The sequence below is a fragment of the Streptomyces sp. ISL-1 genome (assembly GCF_018614585.1).
GTDB classification, from domain to species: Bacteria; Actinomycetota; Actinomycetes; order Streptomycetales; family Streptomycetaceae; genus Streptomyces; species Streptomyces maoxianensis.
Genome location: NZ_JAGGOI010000012.1, coordinates 84,852 through 99,953, shown reverse-complemented (window position 1 = coordinate 99,953; position 15,102 = coordinate 84,852). Strand labels below are relative to the sequence as shown.

General features: G+C 69.5%; 20 protein-coding genes, 1 tRNA gene and 1 pseudogene. 7 read left to right on the top strand and 15 right to left on the bottom strand.

From position 1 onward, the window contains the following. Positions 1-46: 46 nt before the first annotated feature. Positions 47-2,476, bottom strand: coding sequence for an MFS transporter (locus J7E87_RS10830; RefSeq protein ID WP_215092485.1), 2,430 nt, complete (start codon positions 2,474-2,476; stop codon positions 47-49). Positions 2,477-2,499: 23 nt separating this feature from the next. Further along, complete coding sequence (locus J7E87_RS10825; RefSeq protein WP_215092483.1) at positions 2,500-2,955, bottom strand: MarR family winged helix-turn-helix transcriptional regulator; 456 nt, start codon at positions 2,953-2,955, stop codon at positions 2,500-2,502. A gap of 198 nt (positions 2,956-3,153) precedes the next feature. Here J7E87_RS10825 and J7E87_RS10820 point away from each other — a divergent pair, with 198 nt between their 5' ends. Further along, a complete protein-coding gene (locus tag J7E87_RS10820) occupies positions 3,154-3,372 on the top strand; it encodes a hypothetical protein (protein WP_215092481.1) in 219 nt (72 codons plus the stop codon). 44 nt (positions 3,373-3,416) lie between these two features. Here the strand turns inward: J7E87_RS10820 and J7E87_RS10815 are convergent, their stop codons facing one another. The 9 genes from J7E87_RS10815 to J7E87_RS10775 all read right to left on the bottom strand — a co-directional run bounded on the left by J7E87_RS10815 (position 3,417) and on the right by J7E87_RS10775 (position 8,510). Beyond that, a complete protein-coding gene (locus J7E87_RS10815) occupies positions 3,417-4,175 on the bottom strand; it encodes a hypothetical protein (protein WP_215092479.1) in 759 nt (252 codons plus the stop codon). A 62-nt stretch (positions 4,176-4,237) separates the two neighbouring features. Then, positions 4,238-5,101: an RNA polymerase sigma factor SigF gene (locus tag J7E87_RS10810; RefSeq protein ID WP_215092477.1), complete on the bottom strand. Its 864-nt coding sequence runs from the start codon at positions 5,099-5,101 to the stop codon at positions 4,238-4,240. Positions 5,102-5,335: 234 nt separating this feature from the next. After that, complete coding sequence (locus J7E87_RS10805; protein WP_215092475.1) at positions 5,336-6,181, bottom strand: RNA polymerase sigma factor SigF; 846 nt, start codon at positions 6,179-6,181, stop codon at positions 5,336-5,338. A 178-nt stretch (positions 6,182-6,359) separates the two neighbouring features. Beyond that, positions 6,360-6,653, bottom strand: a complete 294-nt coding sequence (locus J7E87_RS10800; RefSeq protein ID WP_215092473.1) for a Dabb family protein — start codon at positions 6,651-6,653, stop codon at positions 6,360-6,362. An 8-nt stretch (positions 6,654-6,661) separates the two neighbouring features. Then, positions 6,662-6,826 (bottom strand): hypothetical protein, encoded by a 165-nt coding sequence (locus tag J7E87_RS10795; protein WP_215092471.1) that lies wholly within the window; start codon positions 6,824-6,826, stop codon positions 6,662-6,664. A gap of 190 nt (positions 6,827-7,016) precedes the next feature. Beyond that, a tRNA-Ser gene (locus J7E87_RS10790) sits at positions 7,017-7,101 on the bottom strand. 59 nt (positions 7,102-7,160) lie between these two features. Beyond that, on the bottom strand, positions 7,161-7,589 hold the full coding sequence (gene tadA / locus J7E87_RS10785; RefSeq protein WP_215092469.1) for a tRNA adenosine(34) deaminase TadA: 429 nt from the start codon (positions 7,587-7,589) through the stop codon (positions 7,161-7,163). 62 nt (positions 7,590-7,651) lie between these two features. Next, positions 7,652-8,182 carry a hypothetical protein gene (locus J7E87_RS10780; RefSeq protein ID WP_215092467.1) on the bottom strand — a complete coding sequence of 177 codons (531 nt, stop codon included), beginning with the start codon at positions 8,180-8,182 and terminating at the stop codon, positions 7,652-7,654. Positions 8,183-8,324: 142 nt separating this feature from the next. Next, positions 8,325-8,510, bottom strand: a complete 186-nt coding sequence (locus J7E87_RS10775; RefSeq protein WP_215092465.1) for a hypothetical protein — start codon at positions 8,508-8,510, stop codon at positions 8,325-8,327. A 118-nt stretch (positions 8,511-8,628) separates the two neighbouring features. On the opposite strand from J7E87_RS10775, the gene upp reads away from it, so the two are divergent. Beyond that, complete coding sequence (gene upp / locus J7E87_RS10770) at positions 8,629-9,264, top strand: uracil phosphoribosyltransferase (RefSeq protein ID WP_215092464.1); 636 nt, start codon at positions 8,629-8,631, stop codon at positions 9,262-9,264. A gap of 1 nt (position 9,265) precedes the next feature. Here the strand turns inward: upp and J7E87_RS10765 are convergent, their stop codons facing one another. The 4 genes from J7E87_RS10765 to J7E87_RS10750 all read right to left on the bottom strand — a co-directional run bounded on the left by J7E87_RS10765 (position 9,266) and on the right by J7E87_RS10750 (position 12,905). Continuing rightward, on the bottom strand, positions 9,266-9,898 hold the full coding sequence (locus J7E87_RS10765) for a LytR C-terminal domain-containing protein (protein ID WP_215092456.1): 633 nt from the start codon (positions 9,896-9,898) through the stop codon (positions 9,266-9,268). Positions 9,899-10,010: 112 nt separating this feature from the next. Then, a complete protein-coding gene (locus tag J7E87_RS10760) occupies positions 10,011-10,307 on the bottom strand; it encodes a type II toxin-antitoxin system VapB family antitoxin (RefSeq protein WP_003955420.1) in 297 nt (98 codons plus the stop codon). A gap of 296 nt (positions 10,308-10,603) precedes the next feature. Continuing rightward, positions 10,604-12,130 carry a M28 family metallopeptidase gene (locus J7E87_RS10755; protein ID WP_251017263.1) on the bottom strand — a complete coding sequence of 509 codons (1,527 nt, stop codon included), beginning with the start codon at positions 12,128-12,130 and terminating at the stop codon, positions 10,604-10,606. A 187-nt stretch (positions 12,131-12,317) separates the two neighbouring features. Beyond that, complete coding sequence (locus J7E87_RS10750) at positions 12,318-12,905, bottom strand: HhH-GPD-type base excision DNA repair protein (RefSeq protein ID WP_215092454.1); 588 nt, start codon at positions 12,903-12,905, stop codon at positions 12,318-12,320. A gap of 219 nt (positions 12,906-13,124) precedes the next feature. Between J7E87_RS10750 and J7E87_RS10745 the strand changes: the two genes are divergently transcribed. The 5 genes and pseudogenes from J7E87_RS10745 to J7E87_RS10725 all read left to right on the top strand — a co-directional run bounded on the left by J7E87_RS10745 (position 13,125) and on the right by J7E87_RS10725 (position 15,070). Next, on the top strand, positions 13,125-13,271 hold the full coding sequence (locus J7E87_RS10745; RefSeq protein WP_215092452.1) for a hypothetical protein: 147 nt from the start codon (positions 13,125-13,127) through the stop codon (positions 13,269-13,271). Between the two features lie 54 nt (positions 13,272-13,325). Then, positions 13,326-13,592 carry a hypothetical protein gene (locus tag J7E87_RS10740; protein WP_215092451.1) on the top strand — a complete coding sequence of 89 codons (267 nt, stop codon included), beginning with the start codon at positions 13,326-13,328 and terminating at the stop codon, positions 13,590-13,592. Further along, a complete protein-coding gene (locus J7E87_RS10735; protein ID WP_215092449.1) occupies positions 13,484-14,119 on the top strand; it encodes an ATP-binding cassette domain-containing protein in 636 nt (211 codons plus the stop codon). The genes J7E87_RS10740 and J7E87_RS10735 overlap by 109 nt, the downstream gene beginning before the upstream one ends. Further along, a pseudogene (locus J7E87_RS10730) lies at positions 14,116-14,499 on the top strand (metal ABC transporter permease); the annotation flags it as partial. The gene J7E87_RS10735 and the pseudogene J7E87_RS10730, both read left to right, overlap by 4 nt. A gap of 115 nt (positions 14,500-14,614) precedes the next feature. Then, positions 14,615-15,070 (top strand): hypothetical protein, encoded by a 456-nt coding sequence (locus J7E87_RS10725; protein ID WP_215092447.1) that lies wholly within the window; start codon positions 14,615-14,617, stop codon positions 15,068-15,070. Positions 15,071-15,102: the final 32 nt, after the last annotated feature.

The window sequence follows — 15,102 nt, the reverse complement described above, 5'->3', positions numbered from 1 at the left end:
CCCGGCCCGGAGCCGCCTGCGATCACAGGCGGCTCCGAGTGCTCAACTACTCGCCGGGGTGGCCGAGTTCGATGTCGTGGCCGTCGACCCCCCGGCCGGCCACGGTCAGCGCGCCCGCCACCGGCGGGTACCCGGTCGCGATGACCGTGTACTCTCCCGCGTCCAGGTCGGCGAAGGTGTACGCCCCGTCGTCCCCGGTCGTCGCGGTGGCGACCACGTTCCCCGCGGTGTTCACCAGGGTCACCCGGGCGTCGGACAGCGGACGGTGGCTTGTGCCTGACCGCACGACACCCTGGACCAGGGCGCCCGCCCGCAAGGCGACCTCGATTCGGGTCACGCCCTGACCGCCGATCTCCACCGGCAGCGCCAGCGGCCGGTGGCCGACGGCGTTCACCGCGACGGTGACCGACCCGGGCACCAGCTCGCCGAAGGCGAACTCGCCCTGCTCCGCGCTCTTCCCGGCGGCCAGCACGTCGCCGCGGACATCTGTGACGATCACCATCGCGCCCTCGACCGGAGACCCGCCATCAGCGGCACGCACGGTCCCGGTGAGTCCGCTGGTGCCGACGAGGAGGATGTCGTACTCCAGCGGTTCGTCGCCGACGACCACTGTGGACGCCTGAGGCTGGAAGCCGTCGGCGGAGGCGATCAGCACATACGAACCCGTGCCGGGCGCGTCCAGTGCGTAACTGCCGTCCGGCTGGGCGACCGAGCGGCCGAGCTGCCGCCCGGCCGGCGAGATCAGGGTGACCGCGGCCCCGGGCACCGCCGCGCCCTCGAATCCGCGCACCACACCGCGTACCGGCGTGCCGACCCCGGCGGGGAGGACAGCCGCTTCGACGGCCGCCATGTTCTCGACGGCGGCCGGAGCCGGCGAGTTCTCCGACGTCTCCGGCGCCTTGCTGCTCTTCAGCGCGACCTCCTTGATGAACAGCGTCACCAGGAAGGCCAGCAGCGCGAACGGCGCCGAGTACAGGAAGATGTCGCCGACCCCGTGCCCGTACGCGCTCTCCATCACGGTACGGATCGGAGCCGGCAGCTTGTCCAGGTCGGGGATGCCCCCGCTGCCCGTGCCGCCGTGGCCCAGCGCCGCGCCCCGCGGGCCGAGTTCGGCGAGCCCGTCCTTGACGTAGTGCGTGACCCGGTTGGACATGACCGCGCCCAGCGCGGAGACGCCGACCGCGCCGCCCAGCGAACGGAAGAAGGTGACGACCGAACTGGCCGAGCCGAGGTCTTGTGGAGCGACCTGGTTCTGCGTGCACAGCACCAGGTTCTGCATCATCATGCCGAGGCCGAGACCCATGACGGCCATGAAGACCGCGATGTGCCAGTACTCGGTGTCGTACCGAATGGTGCCGAGGAGACCGAGGCCCGCCGTCAGCAGCACGCCGCCGCTGACCAGCCACGCCTTCCAGCGGCCCGTCTTGGTGATGATCTGGCCCGAGACGGTCGACGAGACGAACAGCCCGCCGATCATCGGAATGGTCATGACCCCGGACATCGTCGGCGACTTGTCGCGCGCCAGCTGGAAGTACTGGCTGAAGAAGACCGTGCCCGCGAACATCGCGACGCCGACGAAGAGCGACGCCAGCGAGGCCAGCGTGATGGTGCGGTTGCGGAACAGCCGCAGCGGGATGATCGGCTCGCTCGCCTTCGACTCCACGAGCAGGAAGAGCGCGCCGATGAAGACCGAGCCGCCGACCATGGCGTACGTCTGCCAGGAGATCCAGTCGTACTTGTCACCGGCGAAGGTCACCCAGACCAGCAGTAGCGAGACCGCGGCGCTGATGAAGAACGCGCCCGCCCAGTCGACCTTGACCTGCCTCTTCACCACCGGCAGCTTCAGGGTCTTCTGCAGCACGATCAGCGCGATCATCGCGAAGGGCACGCCGACGTAGAAGCACCAGCGCCAGCCGAGCCACTCGGTGTCGGTGATGACGCCGCCGAGCAGCGGGCCGCCGACGGTGGCGACGGCGAAGGTCGCGCCGAGGTAGCCGCTGTAGCGGCCGCGCTCGCGCGGGGCGATCATCGCGGCCATCACGATCTGCGCGAGGGCGGAGAGACCGCCGACGCCGATGCCCTGGACGACGCGGCAGGCGATCAGCATGGCGGCGCTCTGCGAGAGCCCGGCGACCACCGAGCCCAGGACATAGATCACCAGGGCTATCTGGACCAGCAGCTTCTTGGAGAAGAGGTCGGCGAGCTTGCCCCACAGCGGGGTGGTCGCGGTCATCGCGAGGAGCGAGGCCACAACCACCCAGGTGTAGGCGCTCTGGCCGCCGCCGAGGTCGGTGATGATCTCCGGCAGGGCGTTGGAGACGATCGTGGACGACAGGATGGCGACGAACATGCCGAGCAGCAGCCCGGACAACGCCTCCATGATCTGCCGGTGGGTCATCGGCGCGCCGTCGGCGGAGGAGGGCCCTCCGTGCTTGGCGTGGCCGCCCCGCACACCGGCTGGTGTGGTCGTAGCCATTGAGTTCCTTGTCTTACGTCGTGTCATGCGGGTCTACGGGGGGCGTGGGCCCGGCAGTCGCCGAAGGACTCGCGCAGCCTGGTGAGCATCGCGATGAGCTGTCCGACCTCGTCGTCGGACCAGTCCTGGAGGTGGCGGGCGAACATGTCGGTGGTTCGCTGGGCGAGCTGGTCGAGCATGTCCAGGCCCGCGGGGGTCAGCCGCAGGATGCGGGAGCGCTTGTCGCCCGGGTCGGGGGACCGTTCGATCCAGCCGCGTTCGGCGGCGTGGGCGACATGCCGGCTGGTCACCGACATGTCGACGGCGAGAAGTTCGGCGAGCCGGCTCATCCGCATCCCGCCGTGCCGGTCCAGCAGGGAGAGCACGGTGGCCGTGCCGGACGGGCACTCGAAGGGCAGGATCCGCGCGATGCCGCGCTTCACGGCGCCGATGGCGCTGAGCTGGCGGGCCAGCTCCGCGTACTGACTGTGTGCGGCCATGGCGCAGTACCCTCCCGCTATCTTGTTGCTTAGGGCAACCATAGAAGCCGATGGTTGCTACAGGCAAACGAAAACGGGCTTGCAGTAGTAAAGGAACACCAAAGGCTTCGCATGCCGCCGGTCATGGCCCGCACGGGGAGATATCTGCTACCCGCCCGGGGTTGGGCCGGCCACCTGGGTTCGCTAGTGTCCTGCCCCATGGCACACAACCCCCACGCTCCCCAAGGTCAGGGCCCCGAGGGCAACTACGACCCGGCGGGCAGCACCCAGATGTTCCGCGCCTTCGTCGACGAGGGCGCGCCGCATAGCCGCCAGGCGGCGGCTCCTTCACAGTCGTCCTCGCGCGTCGGGCTGATCGTCGGCGTCATCGCGGCCGTCGTGATCCTCGGCGTGGTGGCCTGGCTCGCGCTCGGCTGATCACTCCGGCCGAGTCACCTTCTGCCCGGTCACCGTCCGTTGGGTCATTTCCATACGGCGGTGACGCTCTGGGTCTCGATATGCATGCCCAGCGGCACCCGCCAGGCGTCCACGCACACGGTGTACGCCTGTTTTCTCAACGCTCCCGCGGCGATCGGCGCGGGCAGCGGCTGAGCCGACTCGACGGTCGCCCAGTCGATCCCGAGTGCGCCGATGATGTGCGTCGCGAAGGTGACAGTGCCCGAGTTCACCGGTGAGCCGCCGGTGTTGCGGAACTGAACCGTCACCTTCTCGCACCAGCGCTTGTCCAGGGCTGAGCGGACCGGTTCGCCGAGCGTGAGTACGGCGGGTCCCGCCGGGGTCGGGGTCGGCTTCGGCGGTGTACCGGGCGGGGTGGGGGTGGCGGGAGGGCCCGAGCCACCTGCTCCGCCGGAGCCGCCCGTACTTCCCGTACCGCCCAAGGCTCCGCCCGGGCTGCTGCCGCTACCGTCCGGGCTTGCGGCGCCGCCCCTGGCACCATCCGTGCCGCCGCCCGGGACGGCGGGCAGCTCCTGACCGCCCGGCTTCCCCGGCTTCTCCTCCGGCGTCTTCCCCTCCGAGTCACCGGACGGCACGGCGCCGTCCAGCGGCACCAGTACGACTTTGCCCTTCGGCGGCACGGCGGCGGTGGGCGCCTCGTCGGGCCCGGACCCGGCGGCGCCGACCGCCACATAACCGTCGCCGCCACCGCTCCCGCAGGCGGTCAGCGCCCCGCCGAGGCAGAGCGCGACCGCTGCGAGAGCTGCTCCATGACGTCGTCGCATCGCGTCAGTCTGTCTGACGCACCGTCAATAAGGAACCCGCGAAGATGGGGGTTCAGCCGGGTTCAGTCGGCGATCAGGCCTTCGCGCAGCTGCGCGAGCGTACGGGTCAGCAGCCGCGAGACATGCATCTGCGAGATGCCGACCTCCTCGCCGATCTGCGACTGGGTCATGTTCGCGAAGAAGCGCAGCATGATGATCTGCCGCTCACGGGGCGGGAGTTTGGCCAGCAGGGGCTTGAGCGACTCGCGGTACTCCACGCCCTCGAGCGCCGAGTCCTCGTACCCGAGCCGGTCCGCCAGCGAGCCTTCGCCGCCGTCGTCCTCGGGCGAGGGCGAGTCCAGCGAGGAGGCGGTGTACGCGTTGCCGACGGCGAGGCCGTCGACCACGTCCTCCTCCGACACTCCGAGCACCGCGGCCAGTTCGGGAACGGTCGGGGAGCGGTCCAGCTTCTGCGCCAGCTCGTCGCTCGCCTTGGTCAGCGCGAGCCGCAGCTCCTGGAGCCGGCGCGGCACCCGCACCGACCACGAGGTGTCGCGGAAGAAGCGCTTGATCTCGCCGACGACCGTCGGCATCGCGAACGTAGGGAATTCCACGCCCCGTTCGCAGTCGAACCGGTCGATCGCCTTGATCAGGCCGATGGTGCCGACCTGGACGATGTCCTCCATCGGTTCGTTGCGGCTGCGGAAGCGAGCCGCGGCGTACCGCACGAGGGGGAGATTGAGCTCGATGAGGGTGTCGCGCACATAGGTGCGCTCCGGGGTGCTGTCCGCGCCCGCTGCGCTCTCGGCGTCCAGCGTGCGCAGCCGCAGGAACAGGGAGCGGGACAGGGTGCGGGTGTCGATGGCTTCCGAGCTGTCAGGCACGACGGGTGCGGGAACGCTCTTCGTGAGCGTGAGCACCTTGGAGCTGCCCTGTTCTGAGGACATGCCACCCCCTTGAGGTCGCGGACGGTCGCGATGGCCACGACCATCGGAGGAACGCAGCCTCCACCTGAATACCGGAGGCGAGGCTGCGGCAAACGCGCTTCCGGCAGAATGTCACATGTCGGCAACACGCTGTAGTGACATGTCGACAACTGGCGGGTGAATCTGTGCAGGAAACGTGGGGTGTGCGGCTTTTGGGTGTCCGAGCAGGGTCTTGATCTGGTCTACCCGTTTCAGCTACGCCTCGATCCTGTTTGCGGATCGCAGCCGGGCAAAGCTTCTGGCAAGCAGTCTGGACACATGCATCTGGGAGACGCCCAGTTCCTGGCTGATCTGCGACTGCGTCAGATTGCTGTAGTAGCGCAGCATCAGGATCCGCTGCTCCCGCTCGGGCAGTTGTACGAGGAGATGGCGTACGAGATCGCGGTGCTCGACGCCGGCCAGCGCGGGATCCTCGTAGCCGAGCCGGTCGAGCAGCCCGGGCAGCCCGTCGCCCTCCTGGGCGGCCTCCAGCGAGGTCGCGTGGTACGAGCGCCCGGCCTCGATGCAGGCCAGTACCTCGTCCTCGCCGATCTTCAGCCGCTCGGCGATCTCGGCGGTCGTGGGTGTACGGCCGTGAGCCGTCGTCAGATCCTCGGTCGCGCCGTTCACCTGCACCCACAGCTCGTGCAGCCGGCGTGGCACATGCACGGTCCGCACGTTGTCGCGGAAGTACCGCTTGATCTCGCCGACCACGGTGGGCATCGCGAAGGTCGGGAACTGCACCCCGCGGTCCGGGTCGAAGCGGTCGATGGCGTTGATGAGCCCGATCGTGCCGACCTGGACGACGTCCTCCATCGGCTCATTGCGGCTGCGGAAGCGGGCCGCGGCGTACCGCACCAGCGGCAGGTTCGCCTCGATCAGCGCCCCGCGGACCCGGGTGTGCTCCGGGGTGCCCGGTTCGAGTCCCTTGAGCTCGCCGAAGAGCACCTGGGTCAGCGCCCGGGTGTCCGCGCCCCTGCTCTGGGGCTTCCCGGCGGTGGCCGGGGGGTCGTCGGGCCGCTCGTTCTGGGGTGGCACCTGAGGCGCAGTACTGGCCGGCACTGTCACGCGACCCCTTTGCGGTCAACTACGGTCAACTCATCGGTCAAAAGCGGTCATAGCATCACAAGACATGTCCACTGTGTGCAAGCACCTGATAACGCCGTGTTGACGGTAAGTTGGGATTTAAACCTCAAAGAACCCCTCGCCAGAGTGGCGAGGGGCCAGGAAAGACAGGGGCTCAGAACTCGTAGTCGGCGATCACCCACGTGGCGAACTCGCGCCACCGTCCGGCGGCCGCCTGATGGGCCGGATGCTCGATGTACCGGTTCAGCGCTTCGCGGTCGGCGACGGCGGAGTTGATGGCGAAGTCATAGGCGATCGGCCGGTCGGTGATGTTCCACCCGCACTCCCAGAACTCCAGCTCGGGTACCACGCCATCCAGGTCCCGGAAGGCCTGCGCACCGGCGAGGACGCGCGGCTCGTCGCGCTCGACGCCCTCGTTGAGCTTGAGGAGGACCAGATGGCGGATCAAGGGGACTCCTAGTTGACGAGCTCGGTCATGAACTCTCCGACGCTCTGCGCGGCGCTCGAAATGCCCTCGAACCCTATCTGGACCAGGTCGGCGGCCTTGGCCGGGGAGGTGATGATCGTGTACAGCACGAAGACGACGACGACGTAGAGAGCTATCTTCTTCGTTTGCACCATGAGCCCCTGCCTCCCCTGCGATCGCTGTGGCCTCTGCAGCCCCTGGCCGCGCGTCGCGTGAGTCTAACGGGCGAGGCAGCGGCCCTTACTGGCGGGCCGCACGGGCTGGCGGGCGGCACGGGCTGGCGGGCGGCACGGGCCAAAGACGAAGGGATCCCGGTGCGATGCACCGGGATCCCTTCGACAAGAGCGGTAGCGGAGGGATTTGAACCCTCGGTGACTTGCGCCACACTCGCTTTCGAGGCGAGCTCCTTCGGCCGCTCGGACACGCTACCGGGAGAGAGCTTAGCCCAAGGTGGGCCGTGCTCTGAAATCCGTATCGGGGACCCGTCGGTCAGCGCTCGCGGAAGAAGTCCGTCAGTCGCATGGCGCACTCCTGCTCCAGCACGCCGAGGATCACCTCGGGCCGGTGGTTCAGCCGGCGGTCCCGTATGACGTCCCAGAGCGAGCCGGCCGCGCCCGCCTTCTCGTCGCGTGCGCCGTAGACCACCCGGTCCACCCGGGACTGCACGATCGCGCCCGCGCACATCGTGCACGGCTCCAGCGTCACGACGAGCGTGCAGCCGCTCAGCCGCCAGTCGCCGAGGGCGGCGGCGGCCCTGCGGATCGCCAGCACCTCGGCGTGCGCCGTCGGATCGCCGGTCGCCTCGCGTTCGTTGTGCCCGGCGGCGAGCAGCGTGCCGTCCCTGGCCAGCACGACGGCGCCGACCGGCACATCGCCGGACAGCCCCGCGCGCTCCGCCTCCGCCAGGGCGAGACGCATCGGCGCCTCCCACGGATCACGTACCGGATCGCCTGCGGGAGGGGGTGGGGGAGCCGGAGCCACTAGCGGACGGTCTCCAGCACCTCGGCCGCGCCCAGCGAGTCAGCGATCTCCGCCAGGGCGTCCGTGTCCAGCACCAGCAGCTCCTTCTCCGACAGTCCCAGGTCCGTGAGGATGTAGCGGTCGCCGACCGGTCCGGCGGGCACCAGCTCGCCGACCGGGGCGGCCTCGCCCTCCTCGTCGTCCTCGTCCGGCTCTCCGTCCTCCGTGCCGTCGAGGTCCAGCGTGTCGAGATCGTCGGCCGGGTCGTCATCCTCCCCGCCGAGCAGTTCATTGGTGAGGATTTCTCCGTACGAGGAACGTGCGGCCGCGGCCGCGTCCGAGACGAAGATACGAGGATCCTCCTCGCCCTCGACCCGCACGATCCCGAACCAAGCGTCTTCCTGCTCGATGTAGACGAGCACCGTGTCCTCGTCCACCGAGGCCTCGCGGGCCAGGTCGGTCAGATCCGACAGGGTCTCCACATCGTCGAGCTCTGTGTCGCTCGCTTCCCACCCGTCTTGAGTGCGCGCGAGCAGTGCGGCGAAGTACACCGTGACTCTCCCACTGATCAGAGGTGTGACGACCGGCGGCGCAAATGCTCTGTGCCCCGCCCACTCGGAATCGTGGCAGAAACCAGGCCGATGCGAGAGGTCTTCCGTCGTTGCGTCGGCCATCAGTTCTCACCAGAACCGGTTACCAGCGGAAGGTCCGCATGCGCATCTGCCAGCGCATCCGGGCCGCTCGGGCCCGCCGTGGCTGGACGCGGTCGCGCAGTTCTTTGGCCTCGCCGAGTTCGCGGAGGAACTGGGCGCGTCGCCGCCTGCGCTCCGCGTCGCTCTCGGTTTCCATGTCGTACTGCTCAGGATCTGGCTCCCGCATCGGCCACACACCACCCCACGGCTGGCTCCGTACTCCCCCTCGGCCTGCGGCCTGGGGGTACTCTCACCACCTTCCCTCCGGACCCTCGCTTGATGCGACCCCGGCTACTGTGGGCGCCATGCGGATCCATGTCGTCGACCACCCGTTGGTGGCGCACAAACTCACCACACTGCGCGACAAGCGCACCGACTCCCCGACCTTCCGGCGGCTCGCCGACGAGCTGGTCACCCTGCTCGCGTACGAGGCCACCAGGGATGTGCGCACCGAGCAGGTGGACATCGAGACCCCGGTCACCAGGACCACGGGCGTGAAGCTCTCGCACCCGCGCCCGCTGGTCGTGCCGATCCTGCGGGCGGGCCTGGGCATGCTCGACGGCATGGTGCGGCTGCTGCCGACCGCCGAGGTGGGCTTCCTCGGGATGATCCGCAACGAGGAGACCCTCGAGGCGTCGACGTACGCCACCCGCATGCCGGAGGACCTCTCGGGCCGCCAGGTGTACGTCCTGGACCCGATGCTGGCCACCGGCGGCACGCTCGTGGCGGCGATCCGGGAGCTGATCAAGCGCGGCGCGGACGATGTGACCGCTGTGGTGCTGCTGACGGCGCCGGAGGGCGTCGAGGTGATGGAGCGCGAGCTGGCGGGCGCCCCGGTCACGGTCGTCACAGCCTCGGTCGACGAGCGGCTCAACGACCAGGGCTACATCGTGCCGGGGCTCGGCGACGCGGGCGACCGGATGTACGGCATGGCCGACTAGTTCAGCATTTCCTGGAGGGCGCGGGCGCGGGGTTGGCCAGGGTGGCCAGGGCCGTGTCGGCGTCCTTCTTCGTGTCCAGGGCCTTGAAGGCCGTGCCGAGGAGCAGGTCGACGTCATCGGTCGTGCGGGCGTCGATCTTGGTCGTGGCGCCCTTCAGCTGGGTGCCGAGCACCGAGAAGGGGCCGTTGGTGGCCGCCGGCGCGCCCAGCAGCATCCCGGAGCCGGGGATCTTCTTGTCGTACTCCGCCGGGGCATTGCCCACCTTGCCGATGGTGAAGCCGCGCTTCTTCAGCTCGTCGGCGGCCGCCTTGGCGAGGCCGCCGCGGGGGGTCGCGTTGTAGACGTTCACCGTGATCTGGCCCGGCTTGAGGGCCACGGGCAGTACGGACGCGGCGGACTGCTTCGGTGAGGGCTTGCAGTCCGTCTTGCGCACGGCCGCGGACGTCTTCTCGCCGTCGCCGGTGAAGACGTCGATGAGCTGCAGCGTTCCCCACCCGGCCAGGCTGAGGGCGACCACCGCGGCAATTGCTGCCACAACGATCCTGCCGCGGTTGCGCGGGCGTCGCATTCGGGGGTACTTGTCGCCCGTGATGCGGTACTTTCCGCCCATGCCGGGGGGAGTGAGCATGCTCATGGGCGCAGCGTAGTGCGGCCTGGTGCCGATGCCTACTAAATGATCAACCGAGTGCGTCCGTACGGTTCCGAAAGGGCCCGAAAGGATCAGTCGGCGACCGTGGCGGCCGGGCTCAGCCCAGCTCGAGAACGCGGGCGTGCAGCACCTGACGCTGTTGCAGCGCGGCGCGTACGGCGCGGTGCAGACCGTCCTCGAGATAGAGGTCGCCCTGCCACTTCACGACATGCGCGAAGAGGTCGCCGTAGAACGTGGAGTCCTCGGCGAGCAGCGTTTCGAGATCGAGCTGGCCCTTGGTGGTCACGAGCTGATCGAGGCGGACCGGGCGCGGCGCGACATCCGCCCACTGCCGGGTGCTTTCCCGGCCGTGGTCGGGATACGGCCGCCCGTTACCGATGCGCTTGAAGATCACACGGAAAGCCTACCGGGCAAGCGGCTCCCGGCGCAGCCACGTGGCGTCGGTGTAATGCTGAACAAAATCCCGCAAACCCGGTACCGAGGGCTGTCATGAGCGTCACTGAGCAGGCTCTGACCGCGCAGAAAACGGACAGACTCGCACCCTGCGGTCCGGCTGAACGCGCACTCCCCCTACGCCCGCAGGGGCGTAGGGGGAGTGTCCTCAATCACCGGATGGGCTGACTTTCAGCCACTCGGGGGTCCCCCGGACGAGGCCCGGGGGACGCTGATGCGAGGGGGGTGGAGCTCCGGTTACTCGGTCACATCGTGGTCGTGGCCGTCGTGCAGGCCGCCGCCGCTGCCCGCGTCGCCGTCCGTCGGGACCGTGACCACCGGCTTGCGCAGCGAGCTCAGGTCATGGGCGTACGTACCCACCGCATTGGCGATGACGCCGATGTTGACTGCGAACGCCGTCATGTCGATGTTGCTGATCGTGTCGCACTTGGCGTGGTAGCAGGAGTCGTACGCCACGCCCGCCGTACCGCCGAACCTCTCCGCCTGCTTCGCCGTCTTGATGCCCTCCGCGCCCGTGAAGGTGCCGCCGGAGGGGATGCCGACCTCGATGAACGGGCCGTAGTCGGAGCGGCCCGTGAAGTCCGTGCCCTCGTGCGGCTTGCCCTGCTTGTCGAGGAACTCATTGATGTCGCGCTCGAGTTGGGCCGAGCCGACCGGGCCGGGGCCCGCCCCCACCTTGTCCGAGTCGTCGCCGTCGTAGACGAAGAGTCCGTAGTTCGGCGAGGCGATCATGTCGAAGTTCAGGTAGAGCTTGATCTCCTTCTTGCCGAGCGAGCTCAGCTGCGCGACGTACGCCTCCGAGCCGAGCAGGCCGTTCTCCTCCGCCGACCACCAGGCGAAGCGGACCTTGTTGGCGGGCTTCGACTTGGACTTGGCGAGTTCCTGGGCGACTTCGAGGAGTCCGGCCGAGCCAGAGCCGTTGTCGTTGATGCCGGGGCCCGCGGTCACCGAGTCGAGGTGCGCGCCGAGCATCACGGTGTTGGCCGCGTTGCCGCCGCGGGTCTCCGCGATGACGTTGTTGGTGACGCGCTTCTGCTGCAGCTGGCGGATCTCGAAGGAGATGTTCACCGGGCCCGTGGCGAGGTCGGCGACGAGCTTGTCGCCCTCCGCCTTGGTGATGCCGCCGGTCGGGATCTTGCCGGTGGCCGGGTCGCCGAGGGTGCCGGAGAGCGCGCCGTCGGTGTTGTTGTAGATGACCGCGCCGGCCGCGCCCGCCGCTGCCGCGGCTGCCTGCTTCTCGCCGAAGGTGCAGCCGCCGCGCTTGATCAGCGCGACCTTGCCGGTGAAGGTCCCCGACGCGTAGTCGGCGGCCTCACAGCCGGTCGTCGCGTCCTCGGGCACCGCGGCCAGATCAGCCTTGATGCCGCCCACCGGCGTGGACTTGGTGTACGTCATCGCCCTGATCTCGACGTCCCGAGGCGTGGGCGTGAGCACCGAGAGCTTCTCGGCCTGGGTCTCGGTGTAGATGAAGTCGAACTGGTGGTACGAGACGTCGTAGCCGGACTTCTTCAGCTGCTGGTAGACGTACGCGGCGGAGGCGTCGTGCCCGAGCGTGCCGGCGGCCCGGTGGCCGTCCGTCGTGTCGGCTATCTGCTGGAACTTCTGCAGGTGCTTGTAGGCGTCCGTGGCGGACGACCTGTCGACCAGCTTCCTGGCCAGCTTCGACGCGTCCTTCGCCGCCTGCTCGCCAGGGTTGTGGCGGTGCGCGGCGGATGGGGAGGCGGATGCCAGCAGGAGCGGGGTCGCGAGTGCGGCGGCGGCCATGGTGGCCACGGCTCTGCGATGGGTTGCCTTCACAGAGATCCTTCCCGGTGTGTACGAGGTTGAGGGGAAGTTAGCGATCTCTGCGGGTTCTGTGAACAGTTGTGCCTCAACTCACGGCGCATTTCATCGCATTGACACCAGGACGTGATCCATCCACTTCAACACGCCGAGCGAGTGCCGCGGGTCGTCAGGAGTCCTTGGCCGCCTTGGCGGCGCTCCTCTTCTGCTGCTTGTACGCGCGAACCTCGGCCAGCGACTCGGGTCCGGTGATGTCCGCGACCGAGCGGTGCGCGCCGTCCTCGCCGTACCCCCCGGCCGCCTCGCGCCAGCCCGTGGGTCGCACCCCGAACTGCTTGCCCAGAAGGGCCAGGAAGATCTTCGCCTTCTGCTCGCCGAATCCGGGCAGCGCCTTCAGCCGTTCCAGCAGTTCCTCCCCGGTCTCCACATCGCGCCAGACGGCGCTCGCGTCGCCGTCGTAGTGGTCGACCAGGTACTGGCACAGCTGCTGCACCCGTTTGGCCATGCTCCCCGGATAGCGGTGGACGGCGGGCTTCTGCCGCAGCAGCTCGGCGAAGGCGTCGGGGTCGTACGCGGCGATCTGGGCGGCGTCGAGATCGTCGGTGCCCATGCGCTGGGCGATGGTGTACGGGCCGGTGAACGCCCACTCCATGGGGACCTGCTGGTCGAGCAGCATGCCGACGATGGCGGCGAGCGGACTGCGGCCGAGCAGGTCGTCGGCCTCGGGTTGCTGGGCGAGATGCATTGTGGGGCTCATGTCCCGATGATCGCCCCGCCCCGGGTACGCCGCCAGTGATCGCCGGCCGACCCCGGCCGACCCCGGGCCGGACCTGCCGGACCTGACCGGACGTGGTCGGAGCGCTGCGCTCGCGGTTCCCCGCCCTGGCGCTGTTCTTCCGAACGGCGTCGGGGGTCTCCGGGGTTCGCCTTGCGTACATACCCCCTTACGGTATGGACACCTCGTACGCGGTGGGACGTGCCATGGGTCCGGTGGCGCCGGGGCCGCACCGCGTCGAGGACCCGCCGCAGCCGGGCGCTGCGCGAGCGGGCCGAGTTCGGCCCCCGGTTCGGGGACAGCAGTACGGTGCGGGCGGCGGCGCTGGTGGCGCGGGCCGGGGTATGACCCGGCGCGCGTTGGCCTTGGTGCACCGGCGGCCTCCGGTCGCGGGGCGTCTTCGTGGACAAGCCGGCCACCGGCTTCGTCGGCGCCGCCAATGTGCCCGGCTGCAACGAGGCCGAGGCCGACCTGGGCGGCCCGGCCCGCGAACGCGAGGCAAAGCGCGGGAACCGACCGGCCCCGTCGTCCGACTCCTCTCCCGTGACCTGGGAGGTGGAATGGGCGGGCTGGACGTCCGGATGCGCCGTGTCGGCTGTCGGCACGGCCGCGTGGATGCCGTACTCGGCGTCGATCTCGATGTCGCTGCCGGTGAGCGCGTGGCGCTGACCGGCACCAATGGATCCGGCAAGACCACGCTGCTGCGGGCCCTGCTCGGCCTGCACCGCACGGCGGACGGCGAGATCCTGGTCGGCGGGCGGCAGGCGCGTACCGCCGCCGAGTGGGCCTGGCGGCGGCGGGCGTGTGCGTGGATTCCGCAGAAGCCCGCGGCGGGGCGGTTCCCGCTGCAGGCGGGGGAGTTGCTGGCGAGCAGCGGAGCTCCCGTGGAGGCGGCGGAGGCCGCGGAGAAGCTGGGCGTGGGACAGTTGGTCCGGCGGCCGCTGCACACCCTGTCCGGCGGGCAGTTGCAGCGTATGTATCTGGCGCGGGCCGTTGGATCGGTCGCCGCCGGGGCCGGTGTGCTGCTGGCCGACGAGCCCACCGCCGCGCTCGACTTCGCCGGTCAGGAAGAGGCGGCCGACGTACTGCTGTCGCTGCCCGCCACCCTCGTCGTGGTGACCCACGACCGGGCGCTGGCCGAACGCTGTGAGCGGGTGCTCGAAATGGCCGCCGGGCGGCTGCGGGAGGCCGGATGACTCTCGCCGCCGACCTCGCCGCCGGTCTCGGCGAACTGCTGCAACTCCTACCCGTGCAACGAGCCGGCATCGCCCTGCTGCTGGCCGCCGTCGGGCTTCCGGTCATCGGTGTGGTGATCGTCGGGCTCGACATCATGCCCGTGCGCTTCGCGATGATGCACGTGGCTCTGCTGGGGATCGCTGTGGGCCTGCTGACCGGCCTCGACCCCATGCTGTGCGCTCTCCTCGCATGTGCGATCGCCGGCGCCGGAGTCGCGCCGCTCGCCCGTACACCGGACGGACTCTCCGGCGCGATGGGCCTGTTGATGAGTCTCGCCATCGCGGCCGCGCTGCTGGTGCTCGCCGTCTCGGGGGTCAACGCCGCCGGCGCGTTCGCACTGCCTCTGTACCCGACCCGTCACGCGAGTATCAGGAATTCACCCGAATGGACGCGCCCGCGTGGTCGTGCGGCGGGCCCCCGCCCAGGCTCGGATTGATCCCGACCAAGGAGCTCTCATGTCACAGGCATCGACCTCTTCCGGCACCACCCAGTCCCCCGCACCCGCTCCCGGTGCCGGCAGCGCATGGGCGGCCGGCAGCACCATGTTCGCCGGAGTCCTGCTACTCGTGGACGGCATCCTCGGCATCCTCAACGGCATCGGAGGCATAGCGTCGGGTGACGTCTACGCGGTCATCGGCAGATACGTCTTCGAGTGGAACCTGACCGCCTGGGGCTGGATCCACCTGATCATCGGCGTGATCGCGGCCGTCACCGGCGTGGGCATCCTCAAGAACGCGGGCTGGGCCCGCCCAGTGGGTGTGGCGATGGCGGGCCTCATCATCATCGTCAACTTCCTCTGGCTGCCGTACCTGCCGCTCTGGGCACTCATCAACATCGCGATCGGCGTATTCGTGATCTGGGCGCTGTGCAAGGGGGACCGCCCGTCCCCGAGCTCCCGACCCGAGGTGTAGACCCCGCCTCGGCCGACGCGGCCCGGGCCGAC

Coding starts and splice junctions, on each gene's coding strand:
- tadA (WP_215092469.1), bottom strand. CDS start 7,589: ATGCGTCTCGCCCTGGCGGAGGCGGAGCGCGCGGGGCTGTCCGGCGAT.
- J7E87_RS10825 (WP_215092483.1), bottom strand. CDS start 2,955: ATGGCCGCACACAGTCAGTACGCGGAGCTGGCCCGCCAGCTCAGCGCC.
- J7E87_RS10795 (WP_215092471.1), bottom strand. CDS start 6,826: ATGGTGCAAACGAAGAAGATAGCTCTCTACGTCGTCGTCGTCTTCGTG.
- upp (WP_215092464.1), top strand. CDS start 8,629: ATGCGGATCCATGTCGTCGACCACCCGTTGGTGGCGCACAAACTCACC.
- J7E87_RS10765 (WP_215092456.1), bottom strand. CDS start 9,898: ATGAGCATGCTCACTCCCCCCGGCATGGGCGGAAAGTACCGCATCACG.
- J7E87_RS10750 (WP_215092454.1), bottom strand. CDS start 12,905: ATGAGCCCCACAATGCATCTCGCCCAGCAACCCGAGGCCGACGACCTG.
- J7E87_RS10830 (WP_215092485.1), bottom strand. CDS start 2,476: ATGGCTACGACCACACCAGCCGGTGTGCGGGGCGGCCACGCCAAGCAC.
- J7E87_RS10735 (WP_215092449.1), top strand. CDS start 13,484: ATGGGCGGGCTGGACGTCCGGATGCGCCGTGTCGGCTGTCGGCACGGC.
- J7E87_RS10810 (WP_215092477.1), bottom strand. CDS start 5,101: ATGTCCTCAGAACAGGGCAGCTCCAAGGTGCTCACGCTCACGAAGAGC.
- J7E87_RS10755 (WP_251017263.1), bottom strand. CDS start 12,130: ATGGCCGCCGCCGCACTCGCGACCCCGCTCCTGCTGGCATCCGCCTCC.
- J7E87_RS10775 (WP_215092465.1), bottom strand. CDS start 8,510: ATGCGGGAGCCAGATCCTGAGCAGTACGACATGGAAACCGAGAGCGAC.
- J7E87_RS10820 (WP_215092481.1), top strand. CDS start 3,154: ATGGCACACAACCCCCACGCTCCCCAAGGTCAGGGCCCCGAGGGCAAC.
- J7E87_RS10815 (WP_215092479.1), bottom strand. CDS start 4,175: ATGCGACGACGTCATGGAGCAGCTCTCGCAGCGGTCGCGCTCTGCCTC.
- J7E87_RS10725 (WP_215092447.1), top strand. CDS start 14,615: ATGTCACAGGCATCGACCTCTTCCGGCACCACCCAGTCCCCCGCACCC.